Genomic DNA, 14526 nt, shown 5'->3' on the forward strand with positions numbered 1-14526 from the left:
GTGCCCGGAGGGAGGGAAGATCGAGGAAACAGGCCGAGAACTGCGGCACCAGCCGCCAATAAGCACAGTTCTCGGCCTACTCGAACTGGACTGAGCGGAGGGTGCGAGATCATCCATATGCCAGAATGAGCCGGTGGTGAACAAATCGAAGAAGCCCTACGTCGACAACGGCTGGCCCGAGGTGGCCGATGGCGAGCACGCCGTGACCGAATTGTCGTCGACCCGCGCCGGTAATCTCTCGCCTTTCGGTGAGGACACCGAGTTTCCCGTCCCGGCCGCAACGCTGCCGTACGTGCACCCGCAGACCACCATCAACCGGGTGTAATTCGGACGAGAAAAACATAGAGCCCGCATCCTCGAGGATGCGGGCTCTTGTTGTGTTTACCGGCGCTCAGGAGGGCAGCAGACCCTTGTTCGCCTGGAAGAAGTCGATCACGGCCGGGTCCAGCTGGGAACCCTTGGCGGCGTTGACGAAGTCGAGAGCCTGCTGCGGCACGGCGATGCCCTGCTGCTGCACGACGGTGAGTGCGCGGTCGACGGCCGAGAACACTTCCTGGCTCGGATCCTGCACCTGCGGCACAGTGACCTGCGGAGCCCAGCTCGGCGCCGAGGGAGCGACACGCTCGGACGGTCCGCTGCTCAGGCCCAGCTGCGAGGAGCAGGACGGCCAAGCGCCCCAACCCTGGGAAGCGAGAACCTTTTCGGCCACCACGATCTGCTGTTCGCGGGTGGCGTTGTTGGCGGAGGCGGCGTACTCGCCACCGCCGTGTGCGTTCCAGGTGGAGGGCGAGAACTGCAGCCCACCCTGGTAACCGTTGCCGGTGTTGATGCCCCAGTTGCCGCCGGCTTCACACTGTGCGAGGCGATCCCAGTCGGAGTCAGGGGCCGCGCTGGCGTTTCCTGCGAGGGCTGCGGCTGCGGTGCCGAAGATCGCGCCGGTGACGGCGACCTTGGCAGCGGTGCGCCCGGTGGAAGTCGGCTTGCGGTGGCGTCCACTCATATCGGGTTTCTTCCTCTCGTTCGCACCTGCATGTGGCCCGGACTGAGAGGTCTCCCGGTCCGCCCTCATCCCTTTTTTCCAATCGGGGTCCGGTACCCGCGGGATGAGGTTCGATGCGGCGGGCCGGTGGTTCCGGGGGTTACCCCGGCTGACAGAAACGGTACGACGGTCAGCGGCGAATGTCACTATTTGGTAACCGGCGGGTCCGGGTGGGTCTCGGGGTCATCTCAGGGTGATCCCCGATGTGTCCGCGCAGGTAGTCGCGGTGCCGAATCTGCGCGGCAGCTGTGCGCTCACTTCGTGACCGCGCCGTTATGTGACGAAAGTCACATGTTTGGCTGGATGGCAGGTGGTGGGGTAACCGGTTGACGCATCAGCGTGCGCGTCGGCCTGACCACAGCGCGAAAATCAGCGCGAGCAGGAAGCCGACAGGTGCCAGCATCGCCAGGCCGTACAGCCACAACCCCGGATCGCTGTCGGACACGATCGGGGTCACGAAGATCGCGATCACCGCGAGAATCCCGATCCCGAACAGGACGAGGGCCGCGTGCAGCAGGCGATCGCCGGAGCGTCGCGGACCGGGCGAGGCCGGATCTGGTGAATTCGTCACCGGTGAACCGTAAAACTGGTGTGCTCGCGTTATAGCCACCGGGGTAGACTCGCACCACATCGCGTCCCGCCTTGTTGGGGGGCGCGTTCTTTTCGCGACAAGCAAAATTGTGTAACCCGGGCCACAAGGGTCCGGGTGCCGAATGATGAACGGGTGAGCGCAGTGCCGACCGGCCGGGTGAAGTGGTACGACGTCGAGAAGGGCTTCGGCTTCCTGTCTCAAGACGAGGGCGAGGACGTTTATGTGCGCTCGTCCGCGCTGCCCGAGGGCGTCGAGGGACTCAAGCCCGGACAGCGTGTCGAATTCGGCATGGCCGCCGGTCGCCGTGGCCCGCAGGCGCTCAGCGTGACGGTGCTCGAGGCGCCGCCGACCGTCGTGCGCGACCGCGACCGTGGGCAGACGCCCGCGCGCAAGGACGCCGGGCCACGCAAGTCGCCCGATGAACTGCACGGCCTGGTCGAGGACATGATCACGCTGCTCGAGAGCACTGTGCAGCCGGATCTGCGCCGCGGAAAGTACCCGGATCGCAAGATGTCCCAGCGAATCTCCGAGGTCGTGCGGGCCGTGGCTCGCGAACTCGATCACTGAGTTTTTGGAGCGCTGGCGCGCTCGGGTTCGCGGCCCCTTGTGTCCCGTCGATCAGGCACCGTTGCTTGCTCCTTCGTCGCCTGCGCAACGGCACCTGATCGACGGGACGGCCGCGAACGCCGCTTCGCGGCGGACCCTCCTCGAGGTCGGGTCGTGCGGGGTTGAGTTGTGTGTGGACGTGATTCGTGGTGTGTGGGCGTTATTCCTCGGGGGTGACGATCGACCACGCCGCGTGCGGGACATAGGTTTCGCGGCCGGTGGCGATATCGCGGGCCAGGATCGGTAGCTGAACCTCGATGCCGATCAGGCGCAGGTCGGGTTCGGGCTGCGACTCGATGGTGAGGGCCCTGGCGCGGTCGGGGTAATCGGCGAAGCTGAGGACCCGGTCCAGCTGTTCGCCGCTGGGGCGCTGGTAGATCAGCTGGATGAGCCAGGGCGATTCGGAGACCGCGTCGGGTAGCGAGAGCTGCACGGGCGCACCGGCGGGGACGACCAGCGGCGCGGTCTCGCCGTACCGGCAGTCCTCCATCTTGACGGTGCAGTACATGAACGGGTCGACGGTGATGGTCGTGCCGTGCGCGTACGCGGTGAGCTGCGGACTGTGCGCGGGTGCTTTCGACACCGCGAAGGCGACCAGCCCCGCGGTCGCCACGACGACGGCGAACAGTCCGGCCGCGACCAGCGCGACGATCGTTCGAGCGTTGAGCTTGCTCACCAGGTGGGGTCTCCTGTCCCTCTCGGATGGGTGTTGGGCACTTCCTGCTCGACGTGCTGAGGGCGATTGCCGCCCAGACCCGGCAGCAGCGAGTGCCCGGTGTAGCTGACGAAAGTCTGCAACAGTCCGGCCAGCAGGATCACGCTGATCAACGCGAAACCCTTCCAGTACTCGATAGGCATCAGCACACCGGCCGCACCGCCGACAACCCAGCTCAGTTGCAGCACGGTCTCCGAGCGGCCGAAACCGGACGCGATCGACTCCGGGGGCAGGTCGTCCTGGATGGCGGCGTCGAGGGATACCTTCGCGAGCGCGCTGGCCGCCGAGGCCACCAGCGCGGCCACCGCCGCGCCGAACAGGTTTCCGGTGAACGCCGCGAACAGCGCGACCACCGCGCACACGCCGGTGCAGCCGAGAACCACCGGCGACGGCCTGCCCAGTGATAATCGGGCGCCGGTCGCGTTGCCACCGAAGTTGCCGATGCCCGCCGCCGCACCGACCAGACCGAGCATCGCGGCCTGTTCGGTGGGACTACCGCCAGAACCCTTGGCGACGAAGGCGATGTAGAAGGTGAGGAAGCCGGTGAGCACGCGAATCGAACTGTTGCCCCACAGACCGGTGACCACGGCGCGGCCCAGTGGCTGACGCCGTTTCCGTGGCGGCACCGAGGATCGCTGGCCGCGTTCGATGACCTCGGTATGGGCGTCGGGGCCGTGATAGGTCAGCGTCGCGGGAACCTCACCCTCGGTGACCTCGACCCAGCGGGGGATACGCACGCTGAGATACGCGCCCGCGATGGCGATGCCGATGGCGAAGATCAACGCGCCGGTGGAACCGGCGATCAGGGCGGCGAGCGCGGCCAGCGCGCCCGCGCCGATGGTGCCGCCGACCAGGCCGAAGACGGTCAGCCGGGAATTGGTGCGGACCAGGTCGATATCCGGTGGCAGCACGCGCGGAGTCACCGCGCTCTTGAGGACCGCGAAGGATTTCGAGCCGACCATCATGCACAGGGCAAGGGGATACAGGCCCCAGGTGTCGATATTGAAGATCAACAGCAGCGCGAAACCCACGCGCAGGGCGAAGGTCGTCGCCAGCGCCAGCCTGCGACCGCGTTGCAGCCGGTCGAGTAGCGGGCCGATCAGGGGCGCGATCAGCGCGAACGGGGCGATGGTGATCAGCAGGTACAGGGCCACCTTGGTCTTGGATTCGGCGGTGGCGCTGGCGAAGAACAGCGTGTTGGCCAGGGCAACGGCGATCGCGGCGTCGAGCGCGAAGTTCGCCATGGTGGCGTAGGTGAGCGCGGTCAGGCCGGACTGATCGGCACCGTCGGCCTTGGCGGCGCGCTGGAAGGTGGCGATGCCGCGTTCGGTGAGTTCGCGGCTGCGCATGGCGGCTACCCGGGTGACGGTGAGTTTGCGGGGGACACGCTGGTTGATCGGGTCGTCGGCGCCTTCGTCGCGCGGGAAGGGGCGGGTGCCTTCGGGGCCGAGATCGTCGCGCCGACCTCGGTCGTCGCGGCCAGGAGCCGGATTCTCATCGCGAGGTGGGACCACCGGCCGGGCGTGCTCGTCGCGCGACGGGATCGGCCGGCCCTTCGCATGCTCATCGCGAGGGTCCGGTGGGCGCCTGGCACTTCCTGCGTACGGCGCCTTCGGGTGCTCATCGCGAGGGTCCGGTGTGCGTCCGGCACCTCCCGCGTTCGGCACCGGCGTGGTCGGCGCGGCGGGGCGGTTGCGATGGAACAGGCTTTTCGACCGGACCGTCGGCGGCTCGGCGGGCAGCGGCCGTTCGGGCCGGGGGAAGACCTTGCGCGGTGCGCGCGGCGGATACTGCCCGTAGCCGGGGTGCGGATCGGCGGCGGTACCGTCCCGGCGACCACGGTCGGGACCGGATGGATCGCGGGGCGTCGTCACAAGTCCAATTCTGTCGCACTCGGGCTGTGCGTGTTCACTCGCGCCGCGGCAATGTCGGCCACACCGTGTTATTTTCCGACGAACCGCACTTCGAAGATGCGCGGCCAGTACTTTCCGGTCAGCAGGAACCGATCGGTGCCGGGCAGGTGCGCGATGCCGTTGAGCACATCGGTGCCCGCTCGTTCGGCGGGTGTGATCAGCCCGCCCGCCTCGATCACGGCGAGAATCCGGCCGGTCTCGGGATCGATGTGCAGTATTTCGTCCGACGGGTAGTTGTTCGCGTAGACCGTGCCGTCTGCGGCGCAGTCGAGCTCGTTCGGCTTCGGATCGCGGTAGCCGGACAGGGTCACCGAACCGGTCTGCGCGAAGGTCACCGGGTCGCGGAAGGTGAGCGTGCCGGTGCCGTCGCTCATCACGAGCCGGTGTGGCTGCGCGCACAAACCCCAGCCCTCGCCCGCGTAGTCGGCGCGACCGGTTTCGGCGAGGGTCACCGGGTCGCGGGCGATGGCGAAGCCGTCCTGCCAGGTCAGCTGCCAGACGATCGCGCCCGCCCTGGTTATGCCCTCGCCGAACACCCGGCCCGGCAGGTCGACGCGAGCTGTTTCGGTGCCCGTGCGCTGGTCGGTGGCCCGCGCGGTCGACACGCCCCACATGCCGGTGCTCTCGTAGCGGACGCCGTCGACCACCTCGAGGCCCTGGGTGAAGGCCTTCGGATCGTGCGGTGACGAGCCGATCACCTCGACTCGCAAGCGCGGCGGTCCGGGCTCGGTGGGTCCGCTACAGGCCCCCGCGCCGAGCACACTGACCAGCACTGCGACGGCCAACGAACTGCGATGGCACTTCATACGGCAAAATGTATGTCGTGAGCGCAGTATCTGTTTCGGAGTCCGGCGTGCGTCCCGTTCTGGCCGACGCGGCCGAGGTCGCACGTCGTGCGCTCGTCGCGTTGGAACCCGACGGGGTAGGAGTCCATCTGGGGGTGAGCGCCGAGGACGACACCGCGGCCACCCACCGGTTCGAGGCGACCCTGCCCGGCTACCGCGGCTGGCAGTGGGCCGTCGTCGTCGCCGCGCCCCCTGGCGCCGACCAGGCGACGGTCAGCGAGTCGGCGTTGCTGCCTGCCCTCGACGCCCTGATCGCCCCCGATTTCATCCCGTGGGACCAGCGGGTCCGCCCCGGCGACCTCGGCCCCGGCGACCTGCTCGCCACCCCCGCCGACGACCCGCGCCTGGTCCCCGGCTACGTGGCCACCGGCGATCCGGTGATCGACGAGGTGGCCCGCGAGGTCGGCCTCGGCCGCGTGCAGGTACTCAGCGTCGAAGGCCGCGCCGATGCCGCCGAGCGCTGGTTCACCGAGTTCGGCCCCGACACCGAAATGGCCAAGGCCGCCCCGTCCACCTGCGGCCTGTGCGGCTTCTACCTGCCACTGGCCGGCGCCCTGCGCGAGTCCTTCGGCGTCTGCGGCAATGCGATGGGCGCCGACGGGCACGTTGTCCATGTCGCCTACGGCTGCGGCGCGCACTCCGACGTGGTCGCCCCCAGCGGCAACGGATCGCCGATGTACGAGGCCTTCGACGACCACGCGGTGGATTTCGTCGACATCGTCCGGCCCGCGGTCGAGGAGGCGATCGACAAGGCCGCGCCCGAGGCCACCGACGACCGGGCAGTCGACGATGCCGCGGCGGAGCCCATCGACGCCGACCCCGCGAGGGTCGTCGTGGAGGTCGTCGCCGAGACAACCACCGACCCGGCGATCGAGGTCGTGGAGGTCACTGCTCGAACGATCGCCGACCCGGCCACCTCGGTCTCCGAGGTCGCGACCGAGCAGAGTCCCGCTGACTCCTTGACCGAAGTCGGCGAGGCTGCGGCCGAGCAGGCAGGCGATCAGCAGGAAACCGCCGAGGCCGAAGCGGTCGCCGCGGTGGCGGCCGAGCGTTCGGCGCTCGCCGAGGGTGCGCTGCCGGAGTCGGCCGACGAGGTCGTCACGGCCGAGGTCGCGCCGGTTGCCGAGATTGCCGCGGAGGCTGTCGCGACCGACCCCGCCATCGATGCCGGGCCGACCGCGGAGGTCGAGCCGACTGCCGAGGTCGAGCCGACCGCCGACGACGAGCCGACCGCCGAGGTCGAGCCGACTGCCGACGACGAGCCGACTGCCGAGGTCGAGCCGACCGCCGACGCTGCTTCGCGCGCGGCGGAGACCGCTACGGTCCGCGAGCAGGCAGACGTGAGTGCCGATGCGCCCACGGAAGGCGATGCCGCGGTCGCGGAGTCCGCTGATGTCAGTGAGCACGGATCGTCGGTGTCGCGCTGAACGGAGCGGGGGACCCGTTCGGTACCGCGCAGCTGCGGGCCGGAGTGCTTGCGGCGTGGCGGGATTCGCCGACGCGGTTGCGGGAGGACAGTGCCAGTGAGGCGGATCTGGTGGCCGCGGGCTACCGGGATCGGTTGCTCACCGAGCTCGCGCAGAACGCGGCCGACGCCGCGGCGAAGGCCGGTGTCGAGGGTGCGCTGATCGTGCGGGTGCTCGACGGGCGCTTGCACGTCGCGAATACCGGTGCGCCACTGAGTGTTTCCGGTGTGCACTCATTGACGGCACTGCGTGCCTCCGGAAAGGCCGACACCACCCAGGTGGGCCGCTTCGGTGTCGGCTTCACCGCGGTGCGCTCCGTCGGCGACGAGATCGAGATCCGCTCCACGACCGGATCCATCCGCTTCTCCCGCATGGCGACGCTGAACGCCTTGCACGACATCGGCATCGGCGTCCCCGAAGACCTGGCCACGATCGCACCCCCGGTTCTGCGACTGGCCTGGCCGGCGCCGACCACCCCGCTCGCGGGCACCGACACCGAAATCGTCGTCCACCTCCGCGACGACATCGACGCCGAAGCCCTTCTCGACGCCATGCGAGCCGAGGCCCCCGACCTCCTCCTGGAACTGCCTGCCCTAAAGCGCATTCGAATCGAACGCGACGAATTCACCAGCGCAGTAACCATTCTCGCCACCAACGCCCAACCCGCTGACACCATCCGTTCCGACGCCACGCGGGCTAGTGCCTCCGCCGCTACCGCTGACGCAGCCTCTGACGACGCCGCCGCTACCGCTGACGCAGCCTCTGACGACGCCGCTGCCGCTACCGCTGACGCAGCCTCTGACGCTGCCGCTGCCGCTGCCGCTGCCGCTGCCGCTGCCGCTGCCGCTGCCGCTGCCGCTGACGCAGCCTCTGACGACGCCGCTGCCGCTGCCGCTGACGCAGCCTCTGACGACGCCGCCGCTGCCGCTGATGCGGCCTCCGCCGCTGCCGCTACCGCCACGGCCGACGGGGCGACGGCCGACGCCGCCACGGCCGATGAGACCGGGACTCTCTCCCAGCTGACAGTCACCCTCCCGTCCGGAGCTCGCCGAACGTGGTGGCAGTACCGCACTCCCAGGGCTCGCTGGCTACTCCCACTTCGAGACGGCCGCCCCATCGCGGCCGCCCCGGACGTCCTGCGAGCACCCACCCGCTCCGACGAGGAACTCTCCCTCCCCGCGATCCTGGTCGCAGACATTCCCATGCAACCTGATCGCCGGCGCCTCCTCCCCGGCGCCCGCCTCACCGAATTGGCAACGGGTTACGCGGATTTCGCTCGTGCGCTCCCGCCCCGGGACCGCCTCGTCCTGGTCCCCACCCCCGGCTTCGCCCGCAGCGAAGCCGACGCCATCCTCCGCGAAGCCCTGATCGCCGAGCTTCGCACCAACCCCTGGCTCCCGGTCTGTGCCACTCGCAACACTGAATCGGCGGACTCGCTGGGCCATGCCGGACCCGGCGCAACGGACGAATCGGCAGTGCCCGGCGATGCCACACACCCCGAAGGCCCTCGACGCCATCGACTCGGCCTCGACACCGTGGCGCACGGCCTCGCTGCCCCCGACGGTCCCGGTGAAGCCGCACCGGTCGCAGACCTCATGGATCTCCTCGCAGCCGACGAATCCGAATCGGTCGGTAGCAACGCCCGCACCACGACATTCGGGCTTGGTGAATCCGCGCCGTATGGCGACCCTTTCGCGTCGGAGGAGTCGGCCACGTACGGACCGGCCGGAGCGGACTTGCCATGCAGCACGCCGACCCGGGCGAGCGTATTTCCCGATCTCACACCGGAATTGGCGGCGATTCTGGCCGAGATCACCGGGCCGCTGGTGATTCCCGAGCTGTCCGGTCGCGCCGGCCAGGACAAGCTGGCGGTCCTCGATGTCCATCGGCTCGGGCCGGCCGCACTGGCCGAGCTGTCGAGCGGACTCGAACGTGAACCACGGTGGTGGCGGCGGTTTTACGCCGCCGTGGAACCGTTCGTGGTCGATACCAGGTCCGCCGAGGAATTCGGCGCGCTGGCCGTGCCGCTCACCGACGGGCGGTTGGTTACCGGGCCGCGGACCGTGGTGCTCGATGATCAGCTCACGGTGGCGGTGCCGGTGCACTGGGCTCGCCTGGTGCACCCGGACGCCACCCACCCGCTGCTCGGCCGGCTGGGGGCCCGCAGCGCGAGTTCGGATGACCTGCTCACCGATCCAGCCCTGCGAGACCTGCTCGAGCACGATCCGGCCGACCCCGACACCGTCGCCGCCGTCCTCCAGCTGGCGCCTTTCGCCTCCGCCGGTTCGCTACCGGACTGGCTCGGCCTGCTCGAACTGCCCGACGACACCGGCGAACTCCGCCCGGCCGACGAGCTCCTGCTCCCGGGAGCCCCGCTGGCCGACATCCTGGCCGCGGACTCACCCTTCGGCACCATCGCGGACACCGCGGTCGCCGAGTACGGCGAGCAAGCCTTGCGCGCGATCGGTGTCGGCTGGGGTTTCGCGATACTCACCGATCCGGAGCCGATCGGGCCCGACCACGACCTCGACGACGAACAGTCCTGGTGGAACAGCCTTTCCGACGATCCACGCGAGCTCACCGCGGTCCGCGATCTGGACCTGGTCGACGAAGACCGCTGGCCGCAAGCCCTGCGTCACTTGCTGTCCGAGCCACGCACCCGCGCGCTGCTCGCCGATCGCGACGGCTACACCACCTGGTGGCTGCACCGCCACGCCCACATCGACAGCATTGCGCTGGGCCGGCTTCATCATCCCGATGACGACGAATTCGCCGGGCTCCTACCGGTTTTCGCGGCGATCGGCATCGAGGGCACCGACCTCGACACCTTGCGTCCCGTGCTCGTGCGCCCTGACGTCATGTCCGCCGAGCTGGCCGAGGAACTCCTCGACGCACTGGCCGATCCATCGAAAACCCCTGCCCCCGAGATCATCGCCCGAACCAATGCCCGCCTGGCCACCGCGGTCGCCGCAGGTGTCCTCGACCCGCGCGAACTCGATCTCCCCGAGCGGGTCCGCGCCTTGTCCGGCGAGGTCGTCGACGCGAGCACCGTCATGGTCCTCGACCAGCCCTGTTTCGGCCTGGTCGTCCCCCCGGTGCGCCTCGTCGTCGGCGACACGGCACACGCCGAGGCACTGGCCACCCTGCTGGACCTACCGCTGGTCTCGGAGGAGATCAGCGCCGAGGTGCTCGGCACCGGCCGCCGAAGCACCTGGGCGGCGGAACCGCTGGGCGTGGTGCTGCGCCAGCTGTGGTCCCCGCAGGACGTCACCGGCGAACTGGTCGTGCACGAGACCCTCGAAGTGTATCTGCGCGGCGCGATCTCGGGCACCGTTCACGTCCCGTGGTGGTGTGAAGGCGACGTCGTCCACGTGCAGGTGCCGCGAGGCTAGTCCGAGGGCAACCTACTCCGCGTGGGCGGTGATCGTCTCGGCGAGCAGATCGAGCTGAGCCTGCACGGACTCACTGTCGTCATCGACCAGCCACCGCAGCACAATCCCGTCGATCACATTGAGAATGAATCGGCTCAGCGCCGTCACCGGCGTGGTCCACTGCGTGTCGGTCGCCTCGCGGCAATGATCGATCACATCGGCGACGGTGTTGTCGTTGAACCCGTACTGCTCACGCGCGATCGCCAGCTTGGCCGGCGTCGACTCACCTTCGCGCAACGCGTAGGTGGTGGTTTCGTAGGTCAGCAACTGTCGTTCGGGAGTGGCTTCGATGTTGCGCCACATCAGTTCCAAACCGCGGCGCACCAATTTCTGAAGTGCTTCTATTCCTGTTCCGGCGTCTTCCCATACCGATTCATCGGCATCGACAGAATCGCGCAATTCCATAGACAGCGCTTTGACCAGCTCGGTCATCAGCGCGTCCTTGTTTTCGAAACAGTAATGCACCACACCTAGCGAGACGCCCGCCGCTTGGGCGACATCACGCGTGGTCACGCCCGCCACGCCTTTTTTCTCGGCGAGACCGATCGCTGCCTCGATCAGGTGGGCTCGTCGTTCTTCGACGCTCAATCGGGAGGACACTGTGCGAGTTAAGCGCTCGCGCCACCAACAGTCAATTCGCCGGTCCGCCGGAAAATCCTGGACATTTGACCAGTTGATGTGGTTGTCTCCGAGATGGAAGTCGCGAAGGAGAGTCGCCCGATGTCCCTGTCCCGCCGCACCATGCTCGCTGCCTCGGCACTGAGTGCCGCAGCGCTGCCCGTCATCTCGAGTAGGGGAATGCCGGTGGCGCATGCGAATCCGGATGGTTTCGAATTCGGGCAAGGTATCGCCGACCTCACGGGCCCGGCCGCGGAATGCGGCATGATGGGCTACTCCCAACTCGAACAGACCACGGCGGGAATTCATCTGCGCCCACGCGCTCGGGCGTTCGTGATCGGTGCGCGCGGAAATCGGATCGCGTTCGTCGCGGTGGAGAATGGCGCGGTGTTCGGCTCGGTACACGGCGCGGTGCTGCTCGCACTCGCGCGCCGTTTCGGTGATCGGTATTCCGAACGGAATGTCGTCCTCACCTCCACGCATACCCACGCCAGTTGTGGTGGCTCCGCACACGACTACGCCTACACGCTGGCGACGCTGGGATTTCAGCAGCAGGTCTTCGACGCCGAGGTCGACGGGATCGTGGAGGCGATCATCGCGGCCGACGCGGACTTCGCGCCGGGTGCCATCTGCCTCGGTCGCGCACAACTGCACGACGCCAGTGTGAACCGCTCGCGCGTGGCCTTCGACCGCAATCCGGCCGCCGATCGCGCGGTCTTCCCCGACGCGATCGACCCCGCGGTCACCACGCTGGTGTTCGCCAGAAAGGGTCGTCAAGTCGGTACGCTCACCTGGTTCGCCACCCATAACACCTCGATGACCAACGCGAACCGCCTGATCAGCTCCGACAACAAGGGCTACGCCAGCTACGCCGCCGAACACCTCGAGCACGGGGTCCGCCACCTCGACGGCGCCGGCTTCATCGCCGCCTTCGCGCAGACCAACGCCGGTGACATGTCGCCCAATCTCGCCCTCACCCCCGGCAACGGACCGACCACCGACGAGTTCGCCAACACCAGGATCCTCGGCGAACGCCAGCAGCACGCGGCGAAAGAGGCCGCGGCGCAGGGCACCGCGCAGCAGGCCGAGGTCGCCTCGATGCTGTGCTACATCGACCTCGCCGCGCTCACGATCGAGGGCCGCTTCACCCCCGACGGCGCCCCGCGACGCACCTCCCCGGCCGCGGCAGGGGTCTCCCTGGCGGCGGGCAGCGTCGAGGACGGCCCCGGCCTGCCCGGCGGCCCGATCCCCGAAGGCGTGCGCAACCCGATGGTCGACTTCCTCGGCGGCATCGACCATCCACACCCCGCGTGGCTCGCCGACGCCCAGGCCCCCAAGGCGATCTTCGCCCCGCTCGGGCTGATGCCACCGGTGCCGTGGGTGCCGAATGTGGTGCCGATCCAGCTGATTCGCATCGGTGACCTGTATCTGGCCGCCGCGGGTGCGGAATTCACGATCGTCGCCGGGCTGCGCGTGCGGCGCGCGGTGGCGGCGGTGCTCGGCGTCGAGCTGGAACAGGTGCTGCTACAGGGCTATTCGAACAGCTACCACGAATACGTCACCACCCCTGAGGAATACGACGCGCAGCACTACGAGGGTGCCTCGACCTTGTTCGGCCGCTACACGCTGTGTGGGTATGTGCAGGAATTCACAAGATTGGCGGAGGCGTTCGCCGCGGGGCAGCCGGTCGGGCGCGGCCCGGCACCGCGCGATATCTCGGCGCTACAGCCGAACTTCGCCGCCGCGCCAGGGCCTGACGCGACCCCGCAGGGGCGTGGCTTCGGCGATGTCCTGATCCAGCCGTCATCGTGTGGACGCGGGGAACAGGCGGCCGTCGAATTCGTCTCGGCCCACCCGAAACACAATCCGCGCCGCGGCGACACCTTCCTGCACGTGCAGCGAAAGACCGCGGCGGGCTGGGCGCGGGTAGCCAACGAAGGTGAATGGGACGTCCGCTTCCACTGGCGCAAAGAGGGCGCCGCGGTTTCGATCGCCCGCTTCACCTGGGACATCCCCACGACAGCCGAACCCGGTGCGCACCGATTCGTGCACTACGCCGATGCCATGGGCGCCGACGGCGCGCTGCGCCCCATCACCGGGACCAGCGACGAATTCGAGGTGACCTAGGCGGTGTCGAGCCCGACCTGAGCGCCCTTGTCGCCGCGCCGCGCGGAACGCCGCTGCAAGAGGAAGATCGACGAACCCAGCACACCCACAACGAGCCCCATCAGGCACACCAGGCGGGCATCGGCCCAGTTCGCGTTCATCCACACGACCACGGTCGCGATGGCCCACAGGGCGAAGCCGCCCAGCACAACGGGGCGCGGGTCGACCAGGATTCGGGGCAGTTGAGGTATCTCGGGACTGACAGGTCCGGCATCCATACCCAGACAGTAGCCGTGTGAAACCCGTCAGCACAGCCGGATTTACCGTAGAGTTCTGCACTGTGACAACGCCATCGGACGTCCGTGCCCTGGCCGGTGACCTTTCACTGGCCGTCGTGCGGCTCACGAGACACCTGCGCGGACGCCGTTCCGATGCGCAGATCTCGCTTACTCAGCTGTCGGCTCTGGCGACGCTGGCTCGTGATGGCGCGATGACGCCCGGCGCGCTGGCAGGCAAAGAACGCGTGCAACCACCGTCGATGACCCGCGTCATCGCCTCGCTCTCCGACCTGGACCTGGTCCAACGCCGCCCGCACCCGACCGACGGCAGACAGATCATCGTTTCGCTCTCGTCCGCCGGTCGCGCGCTGATCGCCGACGAGACCAATGCCCGCGAGGTATGGATGACCGGTCAGCTCGCCGGCCTGCGCCCCGAGCAGATCGCGGTGCTCGGGGAAGCCGTCGGCATCATGAACCAGATCGTCGCCGAATCGGAGTGATCAGCTCGGCTGCCGCACCGCGTCGGCCGACACCACGTCATGGCCGAGCGGGAACAGCGACAGCGGCACCAGCTTGAGATTCGCCCAGGCGAACGGCAGGCCGATGATCGTCACCGCGAGCGCGATGCTGGTGAACACGTGGCCGAGCGCCAGCCACCAGCCCGCGAAGACGAACCAGATCACATTGCCGATCAACGAGCCCGCGCCGGCGCTCGGTTTGTCCACCACCGTGCGGCCGAACGGCCACAGCACGTACCCGGCCAGCCGGAGCGAGGCGATCCCGAACGGGATGGTGACGATCAGAATGAAACAGATCAGTGCCGCGAGCAGGTACCCCAGCGCCATCCAGAACCCACACAGCACCACCCAGAGCACGTTCAAGATCAACTGGACAATCTTCATGCTTCCAGCATGCCA

General features: G+C 68.5%; 14 protein-coding genes. 6 read left to right on the forward strand and 8 right to left on the reverse strand.

From position 1 onward, the window contains the following. Positions 1 to 133: 133 nt before the first annotated feature. Positions 134 to 325, forward strand: a complete 192-nt coding sequence (locus ACTWPB_RS03360) for a hypothetical protein (RefSeq protein ID WP_056818634.1) — start codon at positions 134 to 136, stop codon at positions 323 to 325. Positions 326 to 391: 66 nt separating this feature from the next. Here ACTWPB_RS03360 and ACTWPB_RS03365 read toward each other — a convergent pair whose 3' ends face one another. Both ACTWPB_RS03365 and ACTWPB_RS03370 read right to left on the reverse strand, forming a co-directional pair. Beyond that, positions 392 to 1000 (reverse strand): transglycosylase family protein, encoded by a 609-nt coding sequence (locus ACTWPB_RS03365; RefSeq protein WP_446224266.1) that lies wholly within the window; start codon positions 998 to 1000, stop codon positions 392 to 394. Positions 1001 to 1373: 373 nt separating this feature from the next. Next, entirely contained in the window at positions 1374 to 1610 is a 237-nt protein-coding gene (locus ACTWPB_RS03370) for a hypothetical protein (RefSeq protein ID WP_446224267.1), read from the reverse strand. A 162-nt stretch (positions 1611 to 1772) separates the two neighbouring features. Here ACTWPB_RS03370 and ACTWPB_RS03375 point away from each other — a divergent pair, with 162 nt between their 5' ends. Beyond that, positions 1773 to 2198 carry a cold-shock protein gene (locus ACTWPB_RS03375; RefSeq protein ID WP_378904173.1) on the forward strand — a complete coding sequence of 142 codons (426 nt, stop codon included), beginning with the start codon at positions 1773 to 1775 and terminating at the stop codon, positions 2196 to 2198. A 199-nt stretch (positions 2199 to 2397) separates the two neighbouring features. On the opposite strand, the gene ACTWPB_RS03380 is transcribed toward ACTWPB_RS03375, so the two are convergent. The 3 genes from ACTWPB_RS03380 to ACTWPB_RS03390 form a co-directional block, all read right to left on the reverse strand. Next, positions 2398 to 2913 carry a DUF2771 domain-containing protein gene (locus ACTWPB_RS03380; protein ID WP_446224268.1) on the reverse strand — a complete coding sequence of 172 codons (516 nt, stop codon included), beginning with the start codon at positions 2911 to 2913 and terminating at the stop codon, positions 2398 to 2400. Next, positions 2910 to 4826: an MFS transporter gene (locus ACTWPB_RS03385; RefSeq protein WP_446224269.1), complete on the reverse strand. Its 1917-nt coding sequence runs from the start codon at positions 4824 to 4826 to the stop codon at positions 2910 to 2912. The genes ACTWPB_RS03380 and ACTWPB_RS03385 overlap by 4 nt, the downstream gene beginning before the upstream one ends. A gap of 68 nt (positions 4827 to 4894) precedes the next feature. Then, entirely contained in the window at positions 4895 to 5671 is a 777-nt protein-coding gene (locus tag ACTWPB_RS03390) for a glutaminyl-peptide cyclotransferase (RefSeq protein ID WP_446224270.1), read from the reverse strand. Positions 5672 to 5688: 17 nt separating this feature from the next. Between ACTWPB_RS03390 and ACTWPB_RS03395 the strand changes: the two genes are divergently transcribed. Next, positions 5689 to 7137: a DUF3027 domain-containing protein gene (locus tag ACTWPB_RS03395; RefSeq protein WP_446224271.1), complete on the forward strand. Its 1449-nt coding sequence runs from the start codon at positions 5689 to 5691 to the stop codon at positions 7135 to 7137. Positions 7138 to 7181: 44 nt separating this feature from the next. After that, positions 7182 to 10568, forward strand: a complete 3387-nt coding sequence (locus ACTWPB_RS03400) for a sacsin N-terminal ATP-binding-like domain-containing protein (protein WP_446224272.1) — start codon at positions 7182 to 7184, stop codon at positions 10566 to 10568. Positions 10569 to 10580: 12 nt separating this feature from the next. On the opposite strand, the gene ACTWPB_RS03405 is transcribed toward ACTWPB_RS03400, so the two are convergent. Continuing rightward, entirely contained in the window at positions 10581 to 11195 is a 615-nt protein-coding gene (locus tag ACTWPB_RS03405; protein WP_446224273.1) for a TetR/AcrR family transcriptional regulator, read from the reverse strand. 132 nt (positions 11196 to 11327) lie between these two features. Here ACTWPB_RS03405 and ACTWPB_RS03410 point away from each other — a divergent pair, with 132 nt between their 5' ends. Further along, positions 11328 to 13352 carry a neutral/alkaline non-lysosomal ceramidase N-terminal domain-containing protein gene (locus ACTWPB_RS03410; RefSeq protein WP_446224274.1) on the forward strand — a complete coding sequence of 675 codons (2025 nt, stop codon included), beginning with the start codon at positions 11328 to 11330 and terminating at the stop codon, positions 13350 to 13352. Here the strand turns inward: ACTWPB_RS03410 and ACTWPB_RS03415 are convergent. Then, the gene (locus ACTWPB_RS03415) at positions 13349 to 13609 is read right to left on the reverse strand and encodes a DUF2530 domain-containing protein (RefSeq protein ID WP_446224275.1); all 261 of its coding nucleotides are present in this window, start codon (positions 13607 to 13609) and stop codon (positions 13349 to 13351) included. The genes ACTWPB_RS03410 and ACTWPB_RS03415 overlap by 4 nt on opposite strands. Positions 13610 to 13671: 62 nt before the next feature. Here ACTWPB_RS03415 and ACTWPB_RS03420 point away from each other — a divergent pair, with 62 nt between their 5' ends. After that, the gene (locus ACTWPB_RS03420) at positions 13672 to 14109 is read left to right on the forward strand and encodes a MarR family winged helix-turn-helix transcriptional regulator (protein WP_446224276.1); all 438 of its coding nucleotides are present in this window, start codon (positions 13672 to 13674) and stop codon (positions 14107 to 14109) included. Here the strand turns inward: ACTWPB_RS03420 and ACTWPB_RS03425 are convergent, their stop codons facing one another. Then, positions 14110 to 14511, reverse strand: coding sequence for a YccF domain-containing protein (locus tag ACTWPB_RS03425; RefSeq protein ID WP_446224277.1), 402 nt, complete (start codon positions 14509 to 14511; stop codon positions 14110 to 14112). Positions 14512 to 14526: the final 15 nt, after the last annotated feature.

It is taken from the genome of Nocardia sp. IBHARD005, assembly GCF_052814245.1.

Coding starts and splice junctions, on each gene's coding strand:
- ACTWPB_RS03365 (WP_446224266.1), bottom strand. CDS start 1,000: ATGAGTGGACGCCACCGCAAGCCGACTTCCACCGGGCGCACCGCTGCC.
- ACTWPB_RS03390 (WP_446224270.1), bottom strand. CDS start 5,671: ATGAAGTGCCATCGCAGTTCGTTGGCCGTCGCAGTGCTGGTCAGTGTG.
- ACTWPB_RS03410 (WP_446224274.1), top strand. CDS start 11,328: ATGTCCCTGTCCCGCCGCACCATGCTCGCTGCCTCGGCACTGAGTGCC.
- ACTWPB_RS03415 (WP_446224275.1), bottom strand. CDS start 13,609: ATGGATGCCGGACCTGTCAGTCCCGAGATACCTCAACTGCCCCGAATC.
- ACTWPB_RS03425 (WP_446224277.1), bottom strand. CDS start 14,511: ATGAAGATTGTCCAGTTGATCTTGAACGTGCTCTGGGTGGTGCTGTGT.